The 23,532-nt window shown below is 64.1% G+C and carries 21 protein-coding genes and 1 pseudogene; 6 read left to right on the top strand and 16 right to left on the bottom strand.

Going from position 1 to position 23,532, the window contains the following annotated elements; translation table 11 throughout:
• Window positions 1-10: 10 nt before the first annotated feature.
• The 8 genes from CV770_RS15525 to CV770_RS15490 all read right to left on the bottom strand — a co-directional run bounded on the left by CV770_RS15525 (window position 11) and on the right by CV770_RS15490 (window position 7,071).
• Window positions 11-502, bottom strand: coding sequence for a FixH family protein (locus CV770_RS15525; RefSeq protein ID WP_104462934.1), 492 nt, complete (start codon window positions 500-502; stop codon window positions 11-13).
• A gap of 19 nt (window positions 503-521) precedes the next feature.
• Window positions 522-1,988, bottom strand: a complete 1,467-nt coding sequence (gene ccoG, locus CV770_RS15520; protein ID WP_104462933.1) for a cytochrome c oxidase accessory protein CcoG — start codon at window positions 1,986-1,988, stop codon at window positions 522-524.
• Window positions 1,989-2,100: 112 nt separating this feature from the next.
• The gene (gene ccoP / locus CV770_RS15515) at window positions 2,101-2,976 is read right to left on the bottom strand and encodes a cytochrome-c oxidase, cbb3-type subunit III (RefSeq protein ID WP_104462932.1); all 876 of its coding nucleotides are present in this window, start codon (window positions 2,974-2,976) and stop codon (window positions 2,101-2,103) included.
• A gap of 6 nt (window positions 2,977-2,982) precedes the next feature.
• Window positions 2,983-3,147 (bottom strand): cbb3-type cytochrome oxidase subunit 3, encoded by a 165-nt coding sequence (locus CV770_RS15510; protein WP_018322742.1) that lies wholly within the window; start codon window positions 3,145-3,147, stop codon window positions 2,983-2,985.
• 13 nt (window positions 3,148-3,160) lie between these two features.
• Window positions 3,161-3,895, bottom strand: a complete 735-nt coding sequence (ccoO, locus tag CV770_RS15505) for a cytochrome-c oxidase, cbb3-type subunit II (RefSeq protein WP_018322741.1) — start codon at window positions 3,893-3,895, stop codon at window positions 3,161-3,163.
• An 11-nt stretch (window positions 3,896-3,906) separates the two neighbouring features.
• Window positions 3,907-5,556, bottom strand: a complete 1,650-nt coding sequence (gene ccoN / locus CV770_RS15500) for a cytochrome-c oxidase, cbb3-type subunit I (protein ID WP_018322740.1) — start codon at window positions 5,554-5,556, stop codon at window positions 3,907-3,909.
• A 221-nt stretch (window positions 5,557-5,777) separates the two neighbouring features.
• Window positions 5,778-6,203 carry a CBS domain-containing protein gene (locus tag CV770_RS15495; RefSeq protein WP_028143087.1) on the bottom strand — a complete coding sequence of 142 codons (426 nt, stop codon included), beginning with the start codon at window positions 6,201-6,203 and terminating at the stop codon, window positions 5,778-5,780.
• A gap of 34 nt (window positions 6,204-6,237) precedes the next feature.
• Entirely contained in the window at window positions 6,238-7,071 is an 834-nt protein-coding gene (locus CV770_RS15490; RefSeq protein WP_104462931.1) for a universal stress protein, read from the bottom strand.
• A gap of 207 nt (window positions 7,072-7,278) precedes the next feature.
• On the opposite strand from CV770_RS15490, the gene fixL reads away from it, so the two are divergent.
• The 4 genes from fixL (at window position 7,279) to CV770_RS15470 (ending at window position 10,715) form a co-directional block, all read left to right on the top strand.
• Window positions 7,279-8,796 (top strand): sensor protein FixL, encoded by a 1,518-nt coding sequence (fixL, locus tag CV770_RS15485; protein WP_091965661.1) that lies wholly within the window; start codon window positions 7,279-7,281, stop codon window positions 8,794-8,796.
• Between the two features lie 17 nt (window positions 8,797-8,813).
• Complete coding sequence (fixJ, locus tag CV770_RS15480; protein ID WP_091965660.1) at window positions 8,814-9,431, top strand: response regulator FixJ; 618 nt, start codon at window positions 8,814-8,816, stop codon at window positions 9,429-9,431.
• Between the two features lie 59 nt (window positions 9,432-9,490).
• The gene (locus tag CV770_RS15475) at window positions 9,491-9,913 is read left to right on the top strand and encodes a response regulator transcription factor (protein WP_091965659.1); all 423 of its coding nucleotides are present in this window, start codon (window positions 9,491-9,493) and stop codon (window positions 9,911-9,913) included.
• A 103-nt stretch (window positions 9,914-10,016) separates the two neighbouring features.
• Entirely contained in the window at window positions 10,017-10,715 is a 699-nt protein-coding gene (locus CV770_RS15470) for a helix-turn-helix domain-containing protein (protein WP_201759869.1), read from the top strand.
• Between the two features lie 74 nt (window positions 10,716-10,789).
• On the opposite strand, the gene CV770_RS15465 is transcribed toward CV770_RS15470, so the two are convergent.
• Genes CV770_RS15465 through CV770_RS15450 form a run of 4 tightly spaced genes read right to left on the bottom strand, consistent with a single transcriptional unit; the run spans window position 10,790 to window position 16,665 of the window.
• Window positions 10,790-12,076, bottom strand: coding sequence for an MFS transporter (locus tag CV770_RS15465; RefSeq protein WP_091965658.1), 1,287 nt, complete (start codon window positions 12,074-12,076; stop codon window positions 10,790-10,792).
• Between the two features lie 23 nt (window positions 12,077-12,099).
• The gene (locus CV770_RS15460) at window positions 12,100-12,618 is read right to left on the bottom strand and encodes a PRC-barrel domain-containing protein (protein ID WP_165637756.1); all 519 of its coding nucleotides are present in this window, start codon (window positions 12,616-12,618) and stop codon (window positions 12,100-12,102) included.
• 20 nt (window positions 12,619-12,638) lie between these two features.
• On the bottom strand, window positions 12,639-14,843 hold the full coding sequence (locus tag CV770_RS15455; RefSeq protein ID WP_104462929.1) for an amylo-alpha-1,6-glucosidase: 2,205 nt from the start codon (window positions 14,841-14,843) through the stop codon (window positions 12,639-12,641).
• 58 nt (window positions 14,844-14,901) lie between these two features.
• Window positions 14,902-16,665: an ABC transporter ATP-binding protein gene (locus CV770_RS15450; protein ID WP_091965656.1), complete on the bottom strand. Its 1,764-nt coding sequence runs from the start codon at window positions 16,663-16,665 to the stop codon at window positions 14,902-14,904.
• On the opposite strand from CV770_RS15450, the gene CV770_RS42590 reads away from it, so the two are divergent.
• Both CV770_RS42590 and CV770_RS15445 read left to right on the top strand, forming a co-directional pair.
• Window positions 16,593-16,832 (top strand): hypothetical protein, encoded by a 240-nt coding sequence (locus CV770_RS42590; RefSeq protein ID WP_201759873.1) that lies wholly within the window; start codon window positions 16,593-16,595, stop codon window positions 16,830-16,832. The two genes, CV770_RS15450 and CV770_RS42590, sit on opposite strands and share 73 nt — an antisense overlap.
• Before the next feature lie 110 nt (window positions 16,833-16,942).
• A complete protein-coding gene (locus tag CV770_RS15445; protein ID WP_091965655.1) occupies window positions 16,943-18,013 on the top strand; it encodes a glycosyltransferase family 4 protein in 1,071 nt (356 codons plus the stop codon).
• A 183-nt stretch (window positions 18,014-18,196) separates the two neighbouring features.
• Here CV770_RS15445 and CV770_RS15440 read toward each other — a convergent pair whose 3' ends face one another.
• The 4 genes and pseudogenes from CV770_RS15440 to CV770_RS15430 form a co-directional block, all read right to left on the bottom strand.
• Complete coding sequence (locus CV770_RS15440; RefSeq protein ID WP_104462928.1) at window positions 18,197-20,125, bottom strand: alkyl/aryl-sulfatase; 1,929 nt, start codon at window positions 20,123-20,125, stop codon at window positions 18,197-18,199.
• A gap of 242 nt (window positions 20,126-20,367) precedes the next feature.
• Complete coding sequence (locus tag CV770_RS43320) at window positions 20,368-21,648, bottom strand: TRAP transporter large permease (RefSeq protein WP_244550726.1); 1,281 nt, start codon at window positions 21,646-21,648, stop codon at window positions 20,368-20,370.
• A gap of 222 nt (window positions 21,649-21,870) precedes the next feature.
• Window positions 21,871-22,344, bottom strand: a pseudogene (locus tag CV770_RS43315) (TRAP transporter small permease); the annotation flags it as partial.
• 155 nt (window positions 22,345-22,499) lie between these two features.
• Entirely contained in the window at window positions 22,500-23,501 is a 1,002-nt protein-coding gene (locus CV770_RS15430) for a DctP family TRAP transporter solute-binding subunit (protein WP_104462927.1), read from the bottom strand.
• Window positions 23,502-23,532 lie beyond the last annotated feature (31 nt).

Genomic DNA, 23,532 nt, shown 5'->3' with positions numbered 1-23,532 from the left:
TCGAAGTCCTTCAGTTCAGGATCACGCGATTACGAGACAGGAACACACGCGTCCCCCGCGCCTCGCCCTCGATCACCAGATCCCATTGCCCGGGCGCGACCGACGCGGCATTGCCGCGATAGAGGCCGATGCCGGCCTCGGTGAGCTCGACGGCGAGATCGGCGCGCTTGTCGGTCGGCCGCTCCAGCCGGCCGCCGAATTTCAGTCCGGCGATCGGCTGGCCGCTGGCATCGCGTGCTTCGACCTGAAGCATGGCACCGCCGTCGTTGCGGCGCTCGATACTGGCGTTGACTTTCCATTTACGCGCGGTCTGCTCGTGCGCTGCCGAGATCTCGCGATCATAGGTCAGGCCCGCGGCATAGGGGCTGTCGACCTCAGTGCCGGGCAGCGTCGCGATCGCGAGCTTCATCATGGTGACGTTGACGCCGATCACGAGGCCGAAGAAGGCGACCAGCATCAGGAAGACTTTCGTTCCGGTCAGCGGCTTCGGGGCGGATGCCATGACTAACTCCAGACTTTTCTCAAGGCGAGACGAAATTGTCGGTGGCGGACGCGACCTCGCCGAGCCCGATATCGGTGACGTGGAAGCGGACGGGGACCGATTTCTCCGGATTGTTCTCGGCCGGCGCGGTGACGAGCAGGCGCAGCTCGCTGGTAGAGTCGCGCGGGATCACGATCATCGGCCTATCAGGCGTCACGGAATCGATGCCGATGACGTGGATGGTCGCGTTGGCCGGGCCGTTCGCGTCGATCGCGATGACGCGGTCGTAGCCGCTCTTGTTCAGCAGCCGCACCGTGTAGGCGTTGCGGATCGAGCCATCGCTGAGCTTGACCGCGACCGGATTGCGATCGTGCAGCACGTTGACGTCGAGCAGGCTGCGCGTCGCCAGCGTGTAGATCATGAAGCCGCCGATGGCCGCGATGATCGCGCTGTAGACGATGGTGCGGGGGCGAACGATGCGGTAGATCGGCGCCTTGCCCTCCTGGCGTCGATGGATATTGATGTCGTTGTCGTAGCCGATCAGCCGCTCCGGTCGGCCGATCTTGGTCATCACGTTGTCGCAGGCGTCGATGCAGAGGCCGCACTGGATGCATTCCATCTGCGGTCCATTGCGGATGTCGATGCCGGTCGGGCAAACCGCGACGCACTGGTAGCAATCGACGCAATCGCCAACCTGCTCGCCGAGCGCGCGCAGTTCGGCCGCCTTCTTGACCGAGGTGCGCTTCTCGCCGCGGTCGTAGCGGTAGGTGACGTTCAGCGCCCATTCGTCGGTGAGCGCGGCCTGGATGCGCGGCCACGGGCACATATAGGTACAGACCTGCTCGCGCATGTAACCGGCGAGCAGATAGGTCGTCGCGGTGAGGATGCCGATCCAGACATAGGCGATCATCGGCCCCTGGAAGGTGACGAGCTCCTTCACCAGGGTCGGCGCGTCGTTGAAATAGAGCACCCAGGCGCCGCCGGTCCACCAGGCGATCATGAGCCAGATCGAATGCTTGAGCACGATCTCGGAGATCCGCTCGAGCTTCAGCGGGTCGGACGATTTATCCTTCTTCATCCGCTCGCGCCGGTCACCCTCGATCAGGCGTTCGACGGCATAGAACAGGTCGGTCCACACCGTCTGCGGGCAGAGATAGCCGCACCAGATGCGGCCGCCGACGGAGTTCATCAGGAACAGCGCGACGGCGGCGACGATCAGCAGGCCGGTAAAGTAGTAGACCTCCTGCGGCCACAGCTCGATGAAGAAGAAATAGAAGCGGCTGTTGGGAAGATCGATCAGCACCGCCTGACTGGGGGCGCCGAGGCCGCGATTCCAGCGCACGAAGGGCAGGAAATAATAGACGCCCAGGCAGATCGCCATCAGGCTCCATTTGATCCGGCGGAAGGTGCCGGAGACGCTCTGGGGATAGACCTTCTTGTGGGCTGCGTAGAGCGGCCCGTTGTCATCGTCCAATGTGAGGTCTTTGGGGTTCACGGTCTTGTTCATCGCCTGGAGCTTCTCGAAAGGTGCGATTGAACCTAGACCCGACACCGCCGCGTCAGTTGATCCAGCGCAAACGGGGGCATTTTTGTTCACCCCCCGTCTGCAGCGAGATCTGCTATTTTCCACCGCCCAGCGAATGGACGTAGACGGCCATTGCCTTGATGGTGGCGGGATCGAGCCGCCCTTCCCAGGCCGGCATGACGCCGGCACGGCCCTGGCTGATAGTCTCGATCAGAGCCGCCTCGTCGGAGCCGTAGAGCCAGATCTTGTCGGTCAGGTTCGGGGCGCCCATCTCCTGGTTGCCCTTGCCGCCGTCGCCGTGGCAGGCGACGCAATTTTCCGCAAAGATCTTCTCGCCCTTGGCGGCATCGAAGCCGTTACGGGTCGAAAGGCCCGACAGCGACCGCACGTAATTGGCGACCGTGACGATCTCGTCGGACTTCAGCACGCCGTCCTTGCCGAAGGCGAGCATCTGGCCCTCATGGGTCTTGGCATGACCGGAGCGCGCGCCGAACTGGATGGTCTGCATGATCTGGTCGAGCGTGCCGCCCCACAGCCAGTCGTCGTCGTTCAGGTTCGGGAAGCCCTTGGCGCCGGCGCCGCCGGACCCGTGGCACGGCGCGCAATTGTCGCCGAACACGGTTTTGCCCTTGGCGCGGGCGAGCGCCAGCAGGGCTGGGTCCTTTTCGATGTCGGCGAGCGAGGCTGCGCCCAGCGCCGCCATCTTGTCACCGCGGATCTTCTCGAGGTTGGCCAACTCGACCGCGACGTCGGCGCGCGAGGAGTAGCCGAACATGCCCGTGGTATTGCCTTGGATCAGCGGCCAGGCCGGATAGACGATCCAGTAGCCGATCGACCAGATGATGGTGAGGTAGAACGAGATCACCCACCAGCGCGGCAGCGGTGTGTTGAGCTCCTTGATACCGTCCCACTCGTGCCCGGTCGTGGACTTGCCGGAGACGGAATCGATGTCGCTATGATGATCGGTCATGGTCTCTCACTCCTCCCGCAACGGCAGGTGCGCTGCTTCGTCGAAGACAGCCTTGTTACGGGGCCAAAATGCGTAGGCGATGATCGCGAGAAAGATCGCGACGAACACCGGGGTCCAGATCGTCGTCACGAGCTCGGACGCTAGATTATGGACTGACAGGATAGCTTTCATCGTTCATGCCTTCTCAGCGAAGATTGGCTTTTTCGTTGTAGATCTTGAAGTCGACCAGCGTGCCTAGCATCTGCAGGTACGCGACCAGCGCGTCCATCTCGGTCGGCGTGCCGGCCTTGCCGTCGAAATTGCGCACGACGGCTTTGGCGTAGCGCTTGTTGAAGGCGTCGCCGCCGGAATTGTCCGGGTCGGCCTGGGCCTTCATGTCGGCGCCGGCGTTGGCGATCTGGTCGTCCGTGTAAGGCGTGCCGACGGCCTTCAGCGTGCGCATGTGGTCGGCGATGGTGTCCGGGTCGACCTCGGTCTGGCTGAGGAACGGATAGCCGGGCATCACCGACTGTGGCACGATCGCGCGCGGGTTGGTCAGATGGGTGACGTGCCAGTCGTCGGAATATTTGGCGCCGACGCGGGCAAGGTCGGGACCGGTGCGCTTCGAGCCCCACTGGAACGGATGGTCGTACATGCTCTCGGCGGCGAGCGAGAAGTGGCCGTAGCGCTCGACCTCGTCGCGCAGCGGGCGGACCATCTGCGAGTGGCAGAGATAGCAGCCCTCGCGAACGTAGACGTTGCGGCCCGCCAGCTCCAGCGGCGTGTAGGGCCTGACCCCGTCGACCTTCTCGATCGTGCTCTTGAGATAGAACAGCGGGGTGATCTCGACGAGACCGCCGATCGCGATCACCAGCAGGATGCCGACGATCAGGATGATCGAGTTCTTTTCGAAGATTTGGTGGCGTGTCCAGAACGACATGGTGGAACTCCTCATTCCGCCGGCTGAAGAGCGACGGGCATCTGGACTTCCGCCTCGCCGACGCGAACGGTCATCCAGAGGTTATAGGCCATGATCAACGAGCCGATCAGGAACAGCCCGCCGCCGGCGGCGCGGATGATGTAGAAGGGATGCATCGCCTCGACGGTCTCGATGAAGGAATATTCGAGGAAGCCGAGCGAGGTGTAGGCGCGCCACATCAGGCCCTGGAGGATGCCGGACACCCACATCGCCGAGATGTAGAGGACGATGCCGAGGGTCGCGACCCAGAAGTGCCAGTTGACGAGCTTCAGGCTGTAGAGGCCCTTGCGATTCCAGGCCCACGGCACCAGGCAGTAGAGCGCGCCGAAGGACACGAAGCCGACCCAGCCGAGCGCGCCGGAGTGCACGTGGCCGATGGTCCAGTCGGTGTAGTGGCTGAGCGAGTTGACCACCTTGATCGACATCATCGGGCCTTCGAAGGTCGACATGCCGTAGAAGGCGACGGAGACCACGAGCATGCGCAGCACGGGATCGGTGCGCAGCTTGTCCCAGGCACCCGACAGCGTCATCAGGCCGTTGATCATGCCGCCCCAGGAGGGCATCCACAGCATGATCGAGAAGGTCATGCCCAGCGTCTGCGTCCAGTCCGGCAGCGCCGTGTAGTGCAGATGGTGGGGACCTGCCCAGATGTAGAGGAAGATCAGCGCCCAGAAGTGGATGATCGACAGCCGGTAGGAATAGATCGGCCGCTCGGCGCGCTTCGGAATGAAGTAGTACATGATGGCGAGGAAGCCGGCGGTCAGGAAGAAGCCGACCGCGTTGTGGCCGTACCACCACTGGAACATGGCGTCCTGGATGCCGCCCCAGGCGACGTAGGACTTCGAGCCGAACACCGAGACGGGAAGCGCCGGGTTGTTGCCGAGATGCAGCACCGCGATCGTCACGATGAAGGCGAGATAGAACCAGTTCGCGACGAAGATGTGCGGCTCCTTGCGCTTGATGACGGTGGCAAGGAAGACGAGCAGATAGACGACCCAGACGATGGTCAGCCACAGATCGGCATACCATTCCGGCTCGGCATATTCCTTCGATTGAGTGACGCCGAGCAGATAGCCGGTGCCGGCGATCAGAATGAAGAAATTGTAGCCTACCACGACGAACCACGGCGCGAGGTCGCCCGCGAGGCGCGCGCGGCAGGACTTCTGCACCACGTAGAAGGAGGTCGCGATCAGCACGTTGCCGCCGAAGGCGAAGATCACGGCGGAGGTGTGCAGCGGCCGCAGGCGGCCGAAGCTGGTCCAGGGCAGATCGAAGTTCAGCGCGGGCCAGGCCAGCTGCGAGGCGATGATGAGACCGACGAGGAAGCCGGCAATGCCCCAGAACATCGCCATGAAGGAGGAGAATTTGATCGGGCCCATGTTGTAGTTCGGGCGCCCGTTGATCTCCTGTGGCGGCAGCGCCACCGGACGGTCGAGGTAGCGGTTGACGATGACGAAAACCGCAGCGAGGCTCGCCGCCGCGCTGAGCGCGGCGTGGAAGGCGAACGGCGCATCGAGCGCCTTGGCCGAGGCGACCACGCAGAGGAAGGCGGTGACTGCGAACACGACAGCCAGGCCGCTTTCACCGATGGTCATGGATTTGGAAATGGAGGGCTGGCTCATGCGGATTCTCTCTGAAAGAACACAGCGCCAGAAACCACATCCACCCTCACTCGGAATTGATTGAAATCAAGAGCGGCATTTAAGTTCTCCGTAGCCGGCGATGATCCTTTTGGTTCCCTGAAATCTCGACACACGAGCAGGCCGGCCCGGCGTGACGCGCAAACGGGAATAGCCTCCGTACAATCACGGAGGCGATAATGAAATTCGATCAGAATGGTTTGTCAGTCGCGCGCGGTCGCCTTCAGCGCCGCGATGACATCCTCGCGGGCGATGATTCCGACCAGCTTCTGCGCACCGTCGAGCACGATGATGCTCCTGATGCGATGCTCCACCATGATCTGAAGCACGCGCGTCAGCCGCGTGTCGGGGCTGACATAGATGAATTCGGGCGTCATGACGTCGCCGATCTTGCGGCTCATCAGGTCGTGATAGCGGGGCAGCATCTGACTCGGCGTGAAGGCGAAGCACTTCAGTATGTCGAATTTCGTGACGATGCCGACCACCTGCCCGTCGTCCTCGACCGGATAGGAGTTGAAATCGTCGGTCTCGAACATCTCGCTGAGCTCGAGCAGGTCACGGTCGCGCTGCACCGCCTTGACGTTGCGCGTCATGTAGCCGTCGACGGTCTGTTCAAGAAATCTGTACACGGCGCGTCCTCCTCGATTCGATTCTGGCCGGCCGTCAGTGCGACAGCAGCACGCTGCGGGCGGTCTGCGTGACCAGATATTGGGTGACGCCTCCAAGGATCAGTTCACGAAACCTCGAATGACCATAGGCGCCCGCAACGATCAGTCCGGCATCGACGTCGCCGGCGACTTTCTCCAATTGCGCGGCGGCGGTTTCGTTCCGGTCGCCTTCGCAGACGCGCGCGGTCGCGGTGACGCCGTGGCGGGCGAGCCAGGCGGCGACGTCGGTGACGCCGGCCATCACGACGGAACGGTCATCGTCGTGCTCCGGAATTGTGGCGATGGTGACGTCTCTTGCCTTACGCAGCATCGGAAGCGCATCGGCCACCGCCCGCCGCGCCTCCGGCGTGTCCTTCCACGCGACCAGCACATTCCGCAGGTCGAGCCAGTTGATTCGATCAGGCACCACCAGCAGCGGTCGGCCGACCTGCATCACCAAGTCCCTGGGGCTTGCGAGCGAAAAGGCATCGGAGAAGGCCGGACTCTGCCCGCCGCTGACGATGATGTCGGCGCAGCGCGCCTGAGCCAGGACGAACCGCGTGGGAAAATCCGTGGCGCAGCGCCATTCCACGCGCCCGCCGCGAGTCCGGGTCGCGGCGCGGAATTCCGCCTCCAGATCGCCCAGACACCGCTTGACTGAGGCCTCCTCCTGATCGATCAGGCGCTGGGCCTCCGCACCGTCGGTGAAATAAAGCGGCGGCGCGAACCGGGCTGCGGCAACCCCGACGAGCGTGGCCTCGTATCGTTCGGCGAGCTCGCCCGCGACCTGAAGACGCGCTTGGTTGGGCTGATCCAGCGCGAGGCTGACCATCACGGTCGCATATGTCATCGGGAATCTCCGAACGGCAATGAACTGGTGCGAAATCTAGCCTCGCCGTGACCGGGCAGGATGAGGTAGATCAAATCGCCGCCTGCCGAGTTGCGGCAAATCCGCCAATGGAATCAGACATCCGAACTTGCCTCCGGCCCGGCCTTAGGCGAAATTGCCGCCATGTTCGCGGCGCCACGCTCGTCGCAGGAAAAGAGGAGCAACCCATTGTCGCCGACCCGCGTAACGCATCCGCCAGACGATGGTCGCGGCGAGCATTTCCGGGTCCGGATCGAGGGGTTCGGCGTCGGCACCTGGGATCTCGACCTCTCGACGCAAGAACTGGAGTGGTCGGAAACCGCGAGGACGCTGCTCGGTATCGAGCGTGGCCAGCCGGCGAGCTACGACCTCTTCCTGTCACGGCTCGAGCCCGAGGACCGCGCGCGCGTCGAGACCGCGATCAAACAGGTTGCCGAACATGGCGGCGGCTTTGACGTCTCTTTCAGGATCTCCGGCAAGGCCGACCGGGGCAAATGGATCAGGGCCCGCGCCGGGCTGATCAGGGACGAGGTCGGTGTCGCCCGCCATCTCAGCGGCATCTTTCTCGACATCGACGAGGAAAAGCAGGTCGAGGAGGCGCTGCGCACGCGCGAGACCCATCTCCGCTCGATTCTCCATACTATTCCCGACGCCATGATCGTCATCGACGGCCACGGCATCATGCAGCTGTTCAGCACGGCGGCGGAGCGCCTGTTCGGCTGGTCCGAGCACGAGGCGATCGGTCAGAACGTCAGCATTCTGATGCCGGAGCCTGATCGCACCCGCCACGACGGCTACATCGCCCGCTACCGCTCCACGAACGATCCGCACATCATCGGCATCGGCCGCATCGTGACCGGCAAGCGCCGCGACGGCACGACCTTTCCGATGCACCTGTCGATCGGAGAGATGGAATCCGCCGGCGAGCCCTATTTCACCGGATTCGTCCGCGACCTCACCGAGCACCAGCAGACCCAGGCCCGGCTCCAGGAATTGCAATCCGAGCTCGTCCACGTCTCGCGACTGACCGCGATGGGCGAAATGGCCTCCGCGCTCGCCCACGAGCTCAATCAGCCGCTGGCCGCGATCAGCAACTACATGAAGGGATCGCGGCGGCTGCTCGCCGGCAGCACCGACGCGAACACGCCGAAGATCGAAAGCGCGCTGGATCGCGCGGCGGAGCAGGCCTTGCGCGCCGGCCAGATCATCCGGCGCCTGCGCGACTTCGTCTCGCGCGGCGAGTCGGAGAAGCGGGTCGAGAGCCTGTCCAAGCTGATCGAGGAGGCCGGCGCGCTCGGGCTCGCCGGCGCGCGCGAGCAGAACGTGCAGCTCCGCTTCAGCCTCGATCCCGACTCCGATCTCGTCCTCGCCGACCGGGTGCAGATCCAGCAGGTGCTGGTCAATCTGTTCCGCAACGCGCTGGAGGCGATGGCGCAGTCGCCGCGCCGCGAGCTCGTCGTCGCCAACACCCGCGTCGCCGACGACATGATCGAGGTGGAGGTCTCCGACACCGGCTCCGGCTTCCAGGGCGACGTCATTCCAAACCTGTTTCAGACCTTCTTCACCACCAAGGAAACCGGCATGGGCGTGGGACTGTCCATCAGCCGCTCGATCATCGAGGCTCACGGCGGCCGCATGTGGGCCGAGAGCAATGCATCGGGCGGCGCGACATTCCGCTTCACCCTGCCGGCGACCGCCGAGAACTGACTGACGAGAACCGATACATGACCACCAAGGGACATATCTATGTCATCGACGACGATGCGGCGATGCGGGATTCGCTGAACTTCCTGCTGGATTCCGCCGGCTTCGGCGTCACGCTGTTCGACAACGCGCAGAGCTTCCTCGACGCCCTGCCCGGCCTCGCCTTCGGCTGCGTCGTCTCCGACGTGCGCATGCCGGGACTCGACGGGATCGAGCTGCTCAAGCGGATGAAGGCGCAGCAAAGCCCGTTTCCGATCCTGATCATGACCGGTCACGGCGACGTGCCGCTCGCGGTCGAGGCGATGAAGCTGGGCGCGGTCGACTTCCTGGAAAAGCCGTTCGAGGACGACCGCCTCACCACCATGATCGAATCGGCGATCCGCCAGGCCGAGCCCGCCGCCAAGAGCGAGGCCGTCACGCAGGACATCGCCGCCCGCGTCGCCTCTTTGAGCCCCCGGGAGCGCCAGGTCATGGAAGGGCTGATCGCAGGCTTGTCCAACAAGCTGATCGCCCGCGAATACGACATCAGCCCGCGCACCATCGAGGTCTACCGCGCCAACGTCATGACCAAGATGCAGGCCAACAGCCTGTCGGAGCTGGTCCGGCTGGCGATGCGCGCCGGCATGCTCAAGGATTGAGCCAAACCGGATTGAGGCAAGTCAAGATCGCTCCGCATGGCTGTGCTAGCCAAGGCGGCATGATCGAGATCGGCTCGCACCCTCAACGGCTCCCTATGGCGTCACCGGCAAGGCCCACCGTCTACGTGGTCGACGACGATGCCGCCGTGCTGGGCTCCCTGCAATTCCTGCTGGAAACCGACGGCTTCGCCGTGCGGACCTTCAGGAGCGGCACGGCGCTGCTCAATGCCGCCGGCGCGCCCGCCGCGGATTGCTACGTGATCGACTACAAGATGCCCGACATCAACGGCATCGAGCTGGCTGGCCGCCTGCGCCAGGCCGATGGCGACACGCCTGTGATCCTGATCACCGGCTATCCCGACGAGAACATCTCGGCCCGGGCTGCGACTGCGGGCATCAAAGACGTGGTTTTGAAGCCGCTTCTGGACGAAAACCTGGTCAAGTGCATCCGCCACGCCATCCAGGACCGTCCCCACACCTGACCTACGGGATTCTACGTAGGTAATCGTCCTTAAGATATCGCTCGAAATTTCCGGATTGCACGATCCCGCGTAGCAATGCTCCATCACAACGGAGATGGCGCAGATGCTCACCCAGACCCTCAACACCCAGGCGATCAACACCCAGATTGTTGGCAAGATCGCCCCAGGCCATCCCGTTGCCGACCAGTTCGGCGCCATCACCGGCCATGTCGGCCTCGTCGCCACCGAGTTCTCCTACCGCAAGGACGAGGAGATCTATGGCGAGGACGAGCCGGCCGAATATGTCTACCAGGTCGTGTCCGGCGCAGTGAGCAGCTACAAGCTCCTGTCCGACGGCCGCCGCCAGATCGGCGCCTTCCATCTTCCCGGCGACGTGTTCGGCCTCGAATCCGGTCCGGCTCACCGCCTTGCTGCCGAAGCCATCATCGACACCACCGTGCGCCTCGTGAAGCGCGCCAGCCTCGAGAAGGCCGCCGGCACCGACGTCCAGGTCGCCCGCAAGCTCTGGGCAATGACCGCCTCGGAGCTGCGCCATGCCGAGGATCACATGCTGCTGCTGGGCCGCAAGACCGCGATGGAGCGTGTTGCGACCTTCCTGCTCGAAATGGACCGCCGCCTCGCCGTTGCCGGCATGATGGCGCTGCCGATGTGCCGCCGCGACATCGGCGACTATCTCGGCCTCACCCTCGAAACCGTGTCGCGCGCGCTGTCGCAGCTTCACGCCCAGGGCATTCTGGGTTTCTCCGGCGCCCGCCAGATCGTGCTGCGCAACCGCCAGCGCCTGCAACATCTCGACGCCTGATCTCCGCCTGATCTTCCTCCTACCCACTTGGCCGGCCGAACGCGTTTCGGCCGGCCATTTCTTTGGGCCGCGAATCATGCCGTGCGCCGCGTCTCCGGCATCACGAAAAGAATCAGCAAGAGCCCGGTCGCGGCAACGCCGGACAGCCCGACGAAGGCGGTTGCATTGCCGAACTTGTCGCTGACATAGCCTCCGAGCGCGGTGCTTAAGGACGCGCCGATGCCGATCGCAGTGCCGACGATGCCCTGCGCCAGGTTGAAATGGCCGCTGCCGAAGGCGACATCGGCCACGATCAGCGGAATCATCACCGCGAACACCGCCGCAGTGAGGCCGTCGAACACCTGCACTGCGACCAGCAGATACGGATCACGCACGGTGGCAAACAGCAGGCCGCGAATCGTCAGCGCGCCGAATCCGATCAGGAGCAACGGCCGCCGGCCCCACGCTTGCGCCTTGCGCCCGACCGTCGGCGACAGCAGCGCCACGATCGCTTGCGGAACGACGATGCAAAAGGCGACGAGCACCGTCGCCCATTGGGCGGACCGCGCCGTCACCGCACTCGCCATCAGCGGCATCATCGCGGCATTCGCCAGCTGCAACAACAGCACGCTTAGGGCGAAGACGATGAGCGGCCGCTGCCGGATCAGGTGCCAGATATTGGTGTCACCACGGTCGGCCGCTTCGCGCGGCATCTCGCCGTGACAGCGCGCAATGTCGACCTCGTGCTCGCGGATGCGCGAGAGGGCGATCAGGGTCGGAATCGCGAGCAGGAAGGTAACCAGGAAGACCGAACGGCTCGACAGCAGATAGCCCGCCGTGCCCATCACCGCGGCCGCGACGCCGTTGCCGAGCGAGGCAAAGCGCGCGTTGCGGCCGAGCCGCTCGCCGATGGCGAGCGGGCCGACGAGGCCAAGGCTGATCGCCGCAATGGCCGGTCCCAGCACGCAGCTCGCCGCCGCATGCAAGGTGGCCGCGGCCACCACCACGGGAAAGATCGGCATTGCTGCATAGGCCAGCGCGCAAGCGCCGATGGTCGCGATCGCGAGGGCGGCGACCAGCCGCTCCGATTTCGCGGCATCGATGATCGCCCCGCCCGGCATCTGCCCGATCAGGGCGACGATACCGCCGATCGACAGCACGAGGCCGATCTCGACCTGGGTCCATTTCTGGGTCGTCAGATAGACCGCGATGAAGGGACCGAATCCGGTCTGCACGTCGGCGAGGAAGAAGATGAACCAGTCCAGGCCGCGCAGGCTCTGGCGCGACGGCGCAGGAATGCCCGCGGCCGATGGCGCGGCGACGTCGTCCTGTTCGGCGCGGCCGTCACGATCTACATGGTTCGGCTTCCTCGACAACAGCACAGGCGGTCAGCCCTCCCGGCACCTCACTGGATCGCTTGCAGCGGTTGAAGGCTGCCGGACGCGCCGAGCACGACGATCGGCGTGTCTTCCTTGTATTCCGGCGCGGCCGCGACCTGCGCCTTGGTCAATTCCAGCGTGATGCTGTCCTTTTTGTTGGCAATCTTGCCGAAGCGCAATGCGTTCCAATCCACCACGATCTTGCGGCTGCCGACGCCGAGAAATCCGCCGAAATCGATGGCCGCGGCGCGGACATGGCCGCCGCGGTCGACGATGACGTCGACGATGCGTCCCATGTCCTCATCCGCGGCGCTACGCACGTCGCGGCCGAGCACGCCATGGGCCTCGCTCGCGCCGATGATGGTCACCGACGGCGGCGGCGCGGCGTCCTTCGGCGTGACCGGGACGGCCGAGGTCGGCGACGGTGCCGTCGGCGCTTTCGCCTCACTCTGCCCTGCAGGCGGCTCCTCTGCGGCGCGCGACGTGGCCACCGCCAGGCCCGCGACGATGGCTATGCCTAGGATCAACGCTCCGATCGCACGCATGACACTCTCCCTGCGCGCCGCTAGCGCGCCAGCACGATCGACACCTGGATCTGGCCGCGCGTGCGCAAGACTTCCAGCGCCACGTCGTCGCCGTGGCGGCTGACGCGAAGATCGACGCTAGATTCGCCTAGGCGCAGATCGCGCAGGATCACCTCGTTGAGGAACGCCGGCAGATGCGGGTTGCGCAGGCGAATCTCGCTGCGCGCCACGTCGAACTCGATGCCGAGCGCCGCCTCCAGCAGCGTGAACGGCGTCGCGCTGGCCCAGGCCTGCGGCGCGCAGGCGACCGGATAGAGCGTCGGGCCGCGCCGCTTCTCGCGCCGGAAGCCGCAGAACAATTCGGGCAACCGGCGCAGGTCCATATAGGTGGCGGCGTCGAACAGCCCCTTGAAGACATGCGCGACCGAATGCTTGAGGCCGTAGCGCGCGAGCCCGAGCGCGATCAGCGCGTTGTCGTGCGGCCAGATCGACCCGTCATGATAGGACATCGGGTTGTAGCGCACCTCGCCTTGCGCGACGGTGCGGATGCCCCAGCCCGAGAAGAAATGCGGCCGCATCAGATCGGCGGCGACAAGGCGGGCACGGTCCTCGCGGATCATGCCGCTGAACAGCACCTGGCCGGCGTTCGAGGTCCGTACCTTGCAGGGCCGCTTCCTGCCGTCGAGGGCGAGCGCATAGGTGCCGAGCTCCTCGCACCAGAATGCCTTCTCGAACCGCTCGGCCAGCGCCGTGGCTTCGGCCTCGAGCTTGCGCACGCGGTCCGGCTTGCCGAGCCGCTGCGCGCAACGCGCGGCGAGCAGCTTGGCGGCGTAGACGTAGCCCTGGACTTCGGCGAGCGCGATATTGCCTTCCGCAAGCTGGCCGTCGGCATGGAAGATCGCGTCGTAGGAATCCTTCCAACCCTGGTTGGCAAGTCCTTTCTCGGTGGCGCGCTGGTATTCGACGAAGCCGTCCTTATCAGGATCGCCGGGACCGTCGATCCAGGCCAGCCCCGCCTCGATCGCCGGCCATAGCTCGATCAAGGTCTTCTCGTCGCCGGTCCGTTCGACATAGCTTCCGGCGAGCAGGACGAACAGCGCGGTCGAATCGACGCTGCCGTAATATTGCGCGAACGGCACCTCGCGGAGCGCCGCCATCTCGCCGCCGCGCATCTCATGCAGGATCTTGCCGGGCGCGGCATCGGCGAGCGGATCTGTCGCCTTGGCCTGGAAATGCGCGAGCCGGCGCAAGACGCCCTTGGCGACGCGCGGATCGACCCACAGCATCTGGAGCGCGGTGATCAGGCCGTCGCGGCCGAACGTCGTCGAGTACCAGGGAATGCCGGCATAGGGATAACGCCCTTGCGGCGTCTCCGTCATCAGCATGTTGAGGTCAGCCATGGCCTGGCACAGCACCTCGTTGAAGATGTTGTTCGAGGTCTCGATGCTGGCGGCGCCCATCGTGGACTGGCGCATCTCCCGGCGATGGGCTAGCAGGCCCCTGAAAAAGCGTGCAGGCTTCTCCGCGACCGGCCGATTGCAGGATACGGCTACGAACAGCGATTTCGATTCATGCGGGTCCAGCTCGATCTGCCAGGTCGCGGCATTCACCGACAGCCGCGTCGGACGCGGGTCGAAATGCAGCCCCGTGGTGCGCTCGTTGTCGTCGAGACCGCGATATTCGAACAGCACGTCGGTCGGCCCAAGCAATTTGCTCGTGCCGGTCCCGCGCCGCGGGCGCCGCTCGCCGCGGACCTCGAACAGGTCCGCAAAGTCGTTGTCGAACAGCAGCGTCAGCTCGAAACTGGCCCGTCCGTCGCCATGGTTCTGCACGCCGATGCGCTGATAGGCCGTGCCGTGCCACAGGAAGATCGTGCGCACGATGTGCAGCAGGTCCTTCTGGAAGACGAGGCGGCCCTGACGATAGATGTCGGGATTGGTGAGATCGACGGTGAGCGCCGAATTGTCGTCGCGCAGGTTGGAGCCGAGCAGCAGCGGCTGGAGATCCTCGAGCACGAGCTCCAGCCGCGCCAGATAGCGGGTGTCGTAGTGAAACAGGCCGTCCGGCCCGCCGGCCGACGCGCCGATGTCGCCATGGCTGTCGAGCACGATGAAGGTGTCGTCATGTTTCAGGGACCGCCGCGGCCGCGCGGCGGGCCCCGTCATCGGAATGTAGAACGTCTGCTCCGCGACGGCCTCCACCGTCTGCGATACGGAGACGATCTTGGTTACGGCTTCGGCTGCCATGAGCTGCTCCCCTGCGGCTTGTTTCGAAACGCAACCAACGCGAACGCGACTGTTGGGTTTACGCGGCGAACTTCGCGAGCCGGCTCATCTCCTGCGTCACCAGCTCACGGTAGGGACCGTGACCCTGCATCAGTCGGTCGGGCGCGCCGTCCTCGATGATCTTACCGGCCCTCAGTACCACCACGCGGTCGAAATTGCGCAGCGTCGCCAGCCGATGCGCGATCGCGATCACCGTGCGGCCGCGCATCAGGCGCGACAGCGCCTCGCGGATGGCCTCCTCGGATTCGCTGTCGAGCGCGGCGGTCGCCTCGTCCAGCAGCAGGATCGGCGCATCCTTCAGGAAGGCGCGCGCGATCGCGATGCGCTGGCGCTGGCCGCCGGACATCTTGACGCCGCGGTCGCCGACCATGGTATCGAGGCCCTCGGGCAGGCTCTCGACGAAATCGCAGCGCGCCGCGATCGCCGCGCGCAGCACCTCGTCATCGGTCGCGTTGGGCCGACCATAGCGGATATTCTCGCGGATGGAACGGTGGAACAGGGAAATGTCCTGGGGCACCACGGAGATCGCCTCGCGCAGGCTCTGCTGCGTAACCTTCGAAATGTCCTGGCCGTCGATCGTGATGCTGCCCTCGTCGGTATCGTAGAAGCGCTGCAGCAGCGTGAACAGCGTGGACTTGCCGCCGCCAGACTGGCCGACCAGGCCGACGCGCTGGCCGGGCTGGAGCCGCAGGCTGAAGCGCTCGAAAATCTTCTCGCCGCCGGGATAGCCAAAGGTGACGTTATTGTACGCGATCGCGGCGCCGCTCTTGACCAGGGGTTCCGCCTCGGGGTGATCTCGCAATTCGTGCGGCACCAGCAGCGTGGCGATCGCCTCGGTCAGCCGCGCAACGTGCTGGGTGACGTCGACCAGCGCCACCGCGAGGTCGCGCGTCGCGCTCAGGATGGAGATGCCGAGCGTACAGACCAGCACCACGTCGCCGGTGGTCGCCTCGCCCTGCTGCCAGAGCGTGACTGCCCAGGCCATCAGCGCGATCGTCAGAAGCACGGTCACAGCGGCATGCAACAGTCGCAGCTTTTCCAGATAACGCAGGCTGCGGCTTCGCGCGGTCAGTTCCCGGCTCACGGTCGCGTCGAACCGCTCATGCTCGTGGCCGATACCGCAGAAGGCCCGCACCAGGGGCATGTTGCTGATGACGTCGATCATCTCGCCGTCGACCACGGCGGCCTTGTCGGCGAAGTCGTCATGCAGCGGCTTGCCCGCGGCGGCGAGGCGGAACATCGCAATCACCATGCCGCCGGCAATCACGGTCAGGCCAAGCGCCATATAAGGACTGACGGTTCCAATCAGGGCGATTGCCGCAATTGTGGCAATGCAGGGCGGCAACACGTTCCAGACGAACATGTTCTCAACCGTGAACACCGCGTTCGACGTCGCGGTGATACGGCTCGTCAGCATGCCGGGCATCCGGTCCGAGAAGTAACTGGGCGCGTGTCCGGTCAGATGACGAAATATGTCACGCCGTAAATCACCCGTGACACGAACGAAGGTGAAGCTCGCCGTCCAGCTCGCGATCCGCCACAGGAAGTTGTCAGCGGCGATCAGCGACATGAGTAAAATGAATGCCAGCCATACGCCGCCGCCTTGCGAAGGACCCGCAGACAAGGCGTCGACGAGGGATTTGACCCCGTATTGGGTGCCTACGGAGCAGGCAACCGCTGCGACAACCGCGGCCAGGATCACCAGATGCGATGTCATTCGCATCCGAAGATAGCGCAAGACAAAGGCAAATGGCCTGCGCGCGTATCCAGAAAGATGATCCATATGGCTATCGCCCCGTTTTGCTGATCTTCAAATTTGTTACTGATCGACTGAACATCGACCAGTTCGCCTCGGTTCCCGGGCAACGTCATCACGACATGCGGATGCGGACGATCTGCGAAGATGTGATGGCAGCATCGCGACGAACACCGGACGTGTCGAATAAGTAACGTTCGGAGGAAGGAACTTCGCAAGTGCGGGAACGTTCCCTTGGCTGGCATTGCCGGTGCCGACAAGCGGGGGCTTTCTACGATCATGATCGCACAAAGGAGATGGTGAGATGCGCATCGCGCAGGTTGCTCCGTTGACGGAGGCTGTTCCACCCAAGCTGTATGGCGGCACCGAGCGGGTGGTGCATTGGTTGACGGAAGAGCTGGTGGCCCTCGGGCACGACGTGACGCTTTTCGCCAGCGGCGACTCGCAGACATCAGCCAAGCTGGATGCGCTGTGGCCCAAGGCGCTCCGGCTCGACGGTTCCGTGCGTGATCCCAATGCACTGCACATGGTGCTGCTGGAGCGTGTGCGGCAAAAATGTGACGACGAGGAGTTCGACTTCCTCCACTTCCATCTCGACTATTATCCGTGGTCGTTGTTCCACCGCCAGCCGACGCCATTCCTGACCACGCTGCACGGCCGGCTCGACCTGCCGGAGCATCAGCCGGTGTTCAACACCTTCTCGAAGATGCCCGTCATTTCGATCTCCAATGCGCAGCGACGGCCGGTGCCGCAAGCAAACTGGGTGACGACGATTCATCACGGTCTTCCGGAGAATCTGCTGACGCCGAAGCCGGCGAAACAGGAATATCTCGCCGTGCTCGGCCGCATCGCGCCCGAGAAGGGCGTTGACCGCGCCATCAAGATCGCGACCCATTGCGGCATTCCGCTGAAGATCGCGGCCAAGGTCGATCGTGCCGATCAGGATTACTACGACGAGCTGATCCGGCCGATGATCGAGAATAATCCGCTGGTGGAGTTCATCGGCGAGATCAGCGATCACGAGAAGTCGGACTTTCTGAGCGGCGCGCTCGGCCTTCTGCTGCCGATCGACTGGCCGGAGCCGTTTGGCCTGGTGATGATCGAAGCCATGGCCTGCGGCACGCCGGTGGTCGCCTTCAACCGCGGCTCGGTGCCGGAGATCATCGACGAGGGGCTGACCGGCTTCGTCGTCGAGGACGTCCTGAGCGCAGCCGGCGTCGTCAATCGCCTTCCGCAACTCGACCGCACCGCGATCCGCAAGCAGTTCGAGACGCGTTTCACGGCGCGGCGAATGGCGCTGGATTACCTCGCCGCCTATCGCAGCCTCGCCGAGGAACAGTCGCCGCGGATCAAGCTGGTGAGCAGCGCGGAGTAGGCTAGCCACAAGCACAACTGTCGTCCCGGACAGGCGCGCCCTAAGCGCGCGCCGATCCGGGACCCATACTCCGCAGCATTAGTTTTGCGAAGACTCGGAGTTGCCAGCTCGCGAAAAAACGCAATCCTGTGGTTATGGGTCCCGGCTTTCGCCGGGACGACACCGGGATTGTTGCGAAAGCGCCTACCTCACCACCGCCCGCTTCGGCTCCACGATCTCGAACATGCGCGGGAATTCGTCCATCAGGCCCATCAGCTCGGCGAGCTTCATCGGGTTGCCAGATAGCTTGACCTTGCCGGCGGCGACCGCTTCCGGAAAGCTCGTCAGCTTGGCGATCACCTCGTCGAACGTTGCGCGCGCCAGCGTGAAGCTGGCATCGGCGCCCTCTGCCTGCACGCCCTCGGTATAGGTCAGCGCGCAGTTCTCCAGATTGAGCACGAAGGTCTCGCCGGTATCGGAAAAACTCCAGTTCAGCACGATGTGCTTGCCTTCCGCCTTCGGACCGTTGAGGCGGATGCCGAGCACGTCCCAGAGCTGCGAGGTGCGTAGCGCCGCCAGCGTCTCGCGCGGCATCGGCGGGCGCTCCGGCACCTTCGGCATGCCCTGGCGCAATTCCTGCGCACCGAACAGATAGGCGTTGCGCCAGGTCGCGCTTTCTGCGGCGTAGCCGAGCTGCTCCAGCGTGTCGGCCAGCAGACCGCGCGCCGCCGCATTGTCAGGCTCGGCGAAGACGAGATGGCCGAGCACTTGGGCGACAAAGCGGAATTCACCCTTGTCGAAATCCGCACGCGCCCGCGCGAGGATCGCATCCGCCCCGCCCATATACACGACGTACTTCTTGCCTGACTCCACCGGCGGCAGCGGATCGAGATTGACCGGGTTGGCGTCGTACCAGCCGAGATATTTCTGGTAGATCGCCTTCACATTGTGCCGGATGTGGCCGTAATAGCCGCGGCCGTGCCAGGCGCCTTCCAGGCTCTTCGGCAGCTGGATCGTCTCGGCGATCTCGGCCGCGGTGAGGCCGTGATTCATCAGGCGGATGGTCTGGTCATGCGCGAATTTGTAGAGATCGCGCTGCTGCCGGATCATCGTGCCGATGCGCTCAGCTCCCCACACCGGCCAATGATGCTGGCCGCACATCGCCTCCGCCTTGCCGTCCCAGAGCTGCAAGGCCTCGCCCAGATATTTTGACCAGGCCAGCGCGTCGCGCACGTCGGCACCACGGAACGGCAGCAGATTGTGGAAATTGTGCGTGCAGTTCTCGGCGAGGTTCAACAGCTTGTAGCGCGGGATGAAGAAATGCATCTCCGCCGGTGCTTCGCTGTTCGGCGCCATCTGGAATTCGAATTCGACGCCGTCGATGACGCGCCTGTCGCCGGTCGCCATGATCAAATCGGTCGGGCGCAGCAGAGCTACTGATCCTGCCGCCATCGACTTGCCGAGCCCGCAATCGACCTGCCCCCGCGCCCCCTTGGCGAGCAGCGGCCCGAACTGGTACTGCGCCCGGCGCAGCATCGCGGGGCCTGCGATGATATTCTCGGAGACGGCGTGCTCCATGAACAGGTTCGGAGCGATGATCGGCACGCGGCCGGTTGCGAGTGCGTCTTCCTCCAGCACGCCGCGCGCGCCGCCCCAATGATCGGTGTGGGTGTGGGTGAAGATCACGGCAGCAACGGGCTTCAGGCCGCGATGCGTAAAGTAAAGATCGAGCGCGGCCCGTGCCCCTTCGATCGAGGTCAGTGTGTCGACCACGATGACGCCGCTGTCGCCCTCGATCAGCGTCATGTTGGCGATGTCGAGCCCGCGCACCTGGTAGACACCGGGCACGACCTCGAACAGGCCGTGCTGCATGTTGAGCCGCGACTGCCGCCACAGGCTCGGATTGACCGTGGGCGGCGCCTGTTCGGTGGACAGAAAGCCGTAAAGCTCGAGGCTCCAGACCGTCCTCCCTTGCGGATTCGTGATCGCCGCGTTCTCGATCGTGCCGAGGAAGCCACGCGCGGCGTCGTCGAAATCCCGCGTGTCGGAAAACGGCAGCGCGTTCAGCATCGCCGTTTGCTGCGCGATGACGAACGGCGTCGCGTCCTTTGGCTCGCTGCTGGGTTCTGTCATGTTTGCTCCTCCCCGCCAGTTGCGCGGCATCTAACCGCATCTCGCAGGCGATTACTATCGCCGGCGGCAATACGGATGCTATCCCCTTCTCCCCTTGTGGGAGAAGGTGGCGCGAAGCGCCGGATGAGGGGTATCTCTCCGCTGGCGAGAGCGTCCGCGAGGATAGATACCCCTCACCCGTCTCGCCGCTGCGCGGCGAGCCACCCTCTCCCACAAGGGGGAGAGGGATTCAGAACTCGTGGCTACATCCCCAGCAATCGCGGCAGCCACAACGACAGACCCGGCCAGTACGTCACGACCACCAGGAATCCCAGCATCGTCAACAGCCATGGCCACACCGCGACCGTGAGCTCTGTGATCCCCATCTTGGCAATGCCTGATGCCACGTAGAGATTAAGGCCGACAGGCGGATGGCAGAGGCCGACCTCCATGTTGACGGTCATCAGGATGCCGAAATGGATCGGGTCGATGCCGAGCTTGATCGCGACCGGAAACAGGATCGGAGCCATGATCAGGATGATCGAGGACGGCTCCATCACGTTACCCGCCAGCAGCAGCAGCAGGTTGACGAGGAGCAGGAAGCCGATCCACCCCAGGCCCTGGTCGATCATCCATTGCGCCAACGCTTGCGGCACATTCTCGTAAGTCATCAGGAACGAGAACAGGACGGCGTTGGTGATGATGTAGAGCAGCATCGCCGAGAGATTCGCCGACGACAGCAGCACACGCGGCACATCGCTCAGCTTCAGGTCTTTATAGATGAACACGGCGACGATGAAGGCGTAGACCGCACTAACGGCGGCAGCTTCGGTCGGCGTGAACAGGCCGCTGTAGATGCCGCCGATCACGATCACGATCAGCAGGATGCCCCAGATCGACTTGCGGAAGGCATCGAAGCGCTCGCGCAGCGTTGCCTTCGGCATCCGCGGATAGTCGTTGCGCCAGGCCCGATAAAATGTGGTTGCGCCGAGAAGCGTGGCCAGGACCAATCCCGGCACGATGCCGGCAATGAACAGCTTGCCGACCGAGCTGTTGGTGGAGACGGCGTAGAGAACCATCGGGATCGACGGCGGAATCAGAATTCCGAGCGAGCCCGACGTCGTGATCACGCCCGCGCCGAACCGCTTCGGGAAGCCTTGCGCGACCATCGCCGGCAGGATCACCGAGCCGATCGCCACCACGGTCGCCGGCGACGAGCCGGAAATGGCGGCAAACAGCGCGCAGGCGACCACCCCCGACAGCGCGAGACCGCCGTACCAATGGCCGACCAGCGAGGTCGCGAAGGTGATCATCCGCCGCGCCACCCCGCCATGGGTCAGGAAGTTGCCGGCGAGGATGAAGAACGGGATCGCCATGATCTCGAAATTCTCGATGCCGGTGAACAGCTTCAGCGCCACCGATTCCGTGCGCACGTCGGTCAGCGTGAACATGAAGCTGAGCACGGTGAGACCGAGCGCGATCGAGATCGGCATGCCCGTCAGCATCAAGGAGAGCAGAAGCGCGAACACGATGAGGACGCGCAAGCCCTGCGGCAGCGTGATGACGTGGCCCGCATGCGCGAAGCACAGCGCGACGATCAGGACCGGCAGCAGCATCAGAATCCAGCCGAGCGGGCTGCGCTCGTCGCGGACGACCTGGCTATGCGTGACCGGCGCCGGATGCACCGGATCCGCCTCGACGCCCTCGACACCCGCCATGTCGTGATGCGGCAGCTCGCCGGTGCGATGGAAGGCCCAGGCGACCTGCAGGAAGCGGAAGCACATCAGGCCGGAGCCGAGCGGGATGGTGAGATACACCATCCACATCGGTGCTTCCAGATCGTTGGACTGCTGGCCGGTCTGCCACATCTGCCCGACGAACGCGGCGCCGAAATAGGCGACGATGGCGGTGAAGAGAGCGCCGCACAACAGACCGAAGGTGATGACGCGACGGCGCGATCCGCCGGGCAGGATGTTAACGAGCACGTCGACGCCGACATGGATGCCGGTCCGCACGCCGTAGGCGGCACCGAACTTCGCCATCCAGATGAACATGTAGATGCAGAGTTCCTGCGCCCAGGACAAATCGAGCGCGGCAAGCCAGACGAATGCCGCGCGCGCCGGGACGGCGAGGAAGGTCAGGTTGCGGGCTTCCGCCCATTTGGCGATGTCGATCGACAGCCCGGCGCCGTAGCGGTGCAGCACGGCGACGAAGATGAGCGACGTCGCAGCCGCGATCATCGTCGCGATCAGCCATTCCTCGAGATGATCGAGCACACGATTCAGCACACGCAGCAACTTCGTCCCCCCAGCATTGGCTCGTCCATTCAAGAGCGAAACGGCCGGGAGTGCGATCACCCCCGACCGTTGCTATTGTTCTTGTCAGGGCGCGGCCGTCAGTTCATCTTGACGTCGAGTTCCTTGGCGACAAGATCGAGCACTTCCTGCCCGACCCTGCCCTTTGCCCATTTGTAAGTCGGCTGCATCGCCTCCTGCCACGCCTTGCGATCGGCATCGGTCAGGTAATGCAGATTGGTCTTGCCTGTCTTCTTGATCTCGGCCAGCGCGTCCTCGTTTTCCTGGTGCGCGATCTGATTGGTGTAATCAGTCGCGTCCGCCATCGCCTTGTCGAGCTGGGTTCGGATATCGGGCGGCAGGCCAGACCAGAACTTTGAATTGACGATGACGGCATATTGCAGGTGCGCATGATAAGACACGGTGATGTCCTTCTGCACCTCGTAGAACTTCTGCGTCAAATAGTTCGATGCTGTGTTCTCGCAGCCGTCGACCACGCCGGTCTGCAGCGCCTGGTAGACTTCGGAGAACGCCATGATCTGTGGGATCGTGCCGACCAGGCGGAAATACTGGTCGGCGACCTTGGATCCGGAGATGCGGAACTTGAGGCCCTGGAAATCCGTCGGCTTTATCAGCGGACGGTTCGAGGAGACCATGTGGAAGCCGTTGTCCCAGTAAGCGAGCCCGGTGATGCCCTTGGCCTCGAGCTTCTGGAATAGCCACTTGCCGATCGTGCCCTTGATCGCGCTGGAATAGGTTTGGTCGTCCTTGAATAGCCAGGGCAGATCGAGCGCCTCGAACTCCTTGATGCCAAGAGGCGCGAATTTGGCGGTCGAAGGGGCAAGCATGTGCACGGAGCCGAGCTGCAGCGCCTCGATCTCCTCCTTGTCCTTATAAAGCGTGGAGTTCGGGTAGACTTCGACCTTGACCTTGCCGTCGGTGTATTTTTCGGCGAGCTCCTTGAACTTCAGCGCACCCTTCCCCTTCGGGGTGTCGTTGGCGACGACGTGGCTGAACTTGATGACGATCGGAGTTTGGGCCTGCGCAGCGGCAGGGGCCAGAATCAGCGCGGCCGCCGCGACCGCAAGAAGCAGTTTGCGCATCAAGACCTCCCAACAACCTCGACAAACCGGG

Origin of the sequence: Bradyrhizobium sp. AC87j1 (assembly GCF_002936975.1) — a bacterium.
Classification (GTDB): domain Bacteria; phylum Pseudomonadota; class Alphaproteobacteria; order Rhizobiales; family Xanthobacteraceae; genus Bradyrhizobium; species Bradyrhizobium shewense.
The sequence above is the reverse complement of the archived record's forward strand: the minus strand, read 5'-3'. Positions and strand labels throughout refer to the sequence as shown.

Coding starts and splice junctions, on each gene's coding strand:
- CV770_RS15525 (WP_104462934.1), bottom strand. CDS start 502: ATGGCATCCGCCCCGAAGCCGCTGACCGGAACGAAAGTCTTCCTGATG.
- ccoG (WP_104462933.1), bottom strand. CDS start 1,988: ATGAACAAGACCGTGAACCCCAAAGACCTCACATTGGACGATGACAAC.
- ccoP (WP_104462932.1), bottom strand. CDS start 2,976: ATGACCGATCATCATAGCGACATCGATTCCGTCTCCGGCAAGTCCACG.
- CV770_RS15510 (WP_018322742.1), bottom strand. CDS start 3,147: ATGAAAGCTATCCTGTCAGTCCATAATCTAGCGTCCGAGCTCGTGACG.
- ccoO (WP_018322741.1), bottom strand. CDS start 3,895: ATGTCGTTCTGGACACGCCACCAAATCTTCGAAAAGAACTCGATCATC.
- ccoN (WP_018322740.1), bottom strand. CDS start 5,556: ATGAGCCAGCCCTCCATTTCCAAATCCATGACCATCGGTGAAAGCGGC.
- CV770_RS15490 (WP_104462931.1), bottom strand. CDS start 7,071: ATGACATATGCGACCGTGATGGTCAGCCTCGCGCTGGATCAGCCCAAC.
- fixJ (WP_091965660.1), top strand. CDS start 8,814: ATGACCACCAAGGGACATATCTATGTCATCGACGACGATGCGGCGATG.
- CV770_RS15475 (WP_091965659.1), top strand. CDS start 9,491: ATGATCGAGATCGGCTCGCACCCTCAACGGCTCCCTATGGCGTCACCG.
- CV770_RS15470 (WP_201759869.1), top strand. CDS start 10,017: ATGCTCACCCAGACCCTCAACACCCAGGCGATCAACACCCAGATTGTT.
- CV770_RS15460 (WP_165637756.1), bottom strand. CDS start 12,618: ATGCGTGCGATCGGAGCGTTGATCCTAGGCATAGCCATCGTCGCGGGC.
- CV770_RS15455 (WP_104462929.1), bottom strand. CDS start 14,843: ATGGCAGCCGAAGCCGTAACCAAGATCGTCTCCGTATCGCAGACGGTG.
- CV770_RS42590 (WP_201759873.1), top strand. CDS start 16,593: ATGTCATTCGCATCCGAAGATAGCGCAAGACAAAGGCAAATGGCCTGC.
- CV770_RS15450 (WP_091965656.1), bottom strand. CDS start 16,665: ATGGATCATCTTTCTGGATACGCGCGCAGGCCATTTGCCTTTGTCTTG.
- CV770_RS15445 (WP_091965655.1), top strand. CDS start 16,943: ATGCGCATCGCGCAGGTTGCTCCGTTGACGGAGGCTGTTCCACCCAAG.
- CV770_RS15440 (WP_104462928.1), bottom strand. CDS start 20,125: ATGACAGAACCCAGCAGCGAGCCAAAGGACGCGACGCCGTTCGTCATC.
- CV770_RS15430 (WP_104462927.1), bottom strand. CDS start 23,501: ATGCGCAAACTGCTTCTTGCGGTCGCGGCGGCCGCGCTGATTCTGGCC.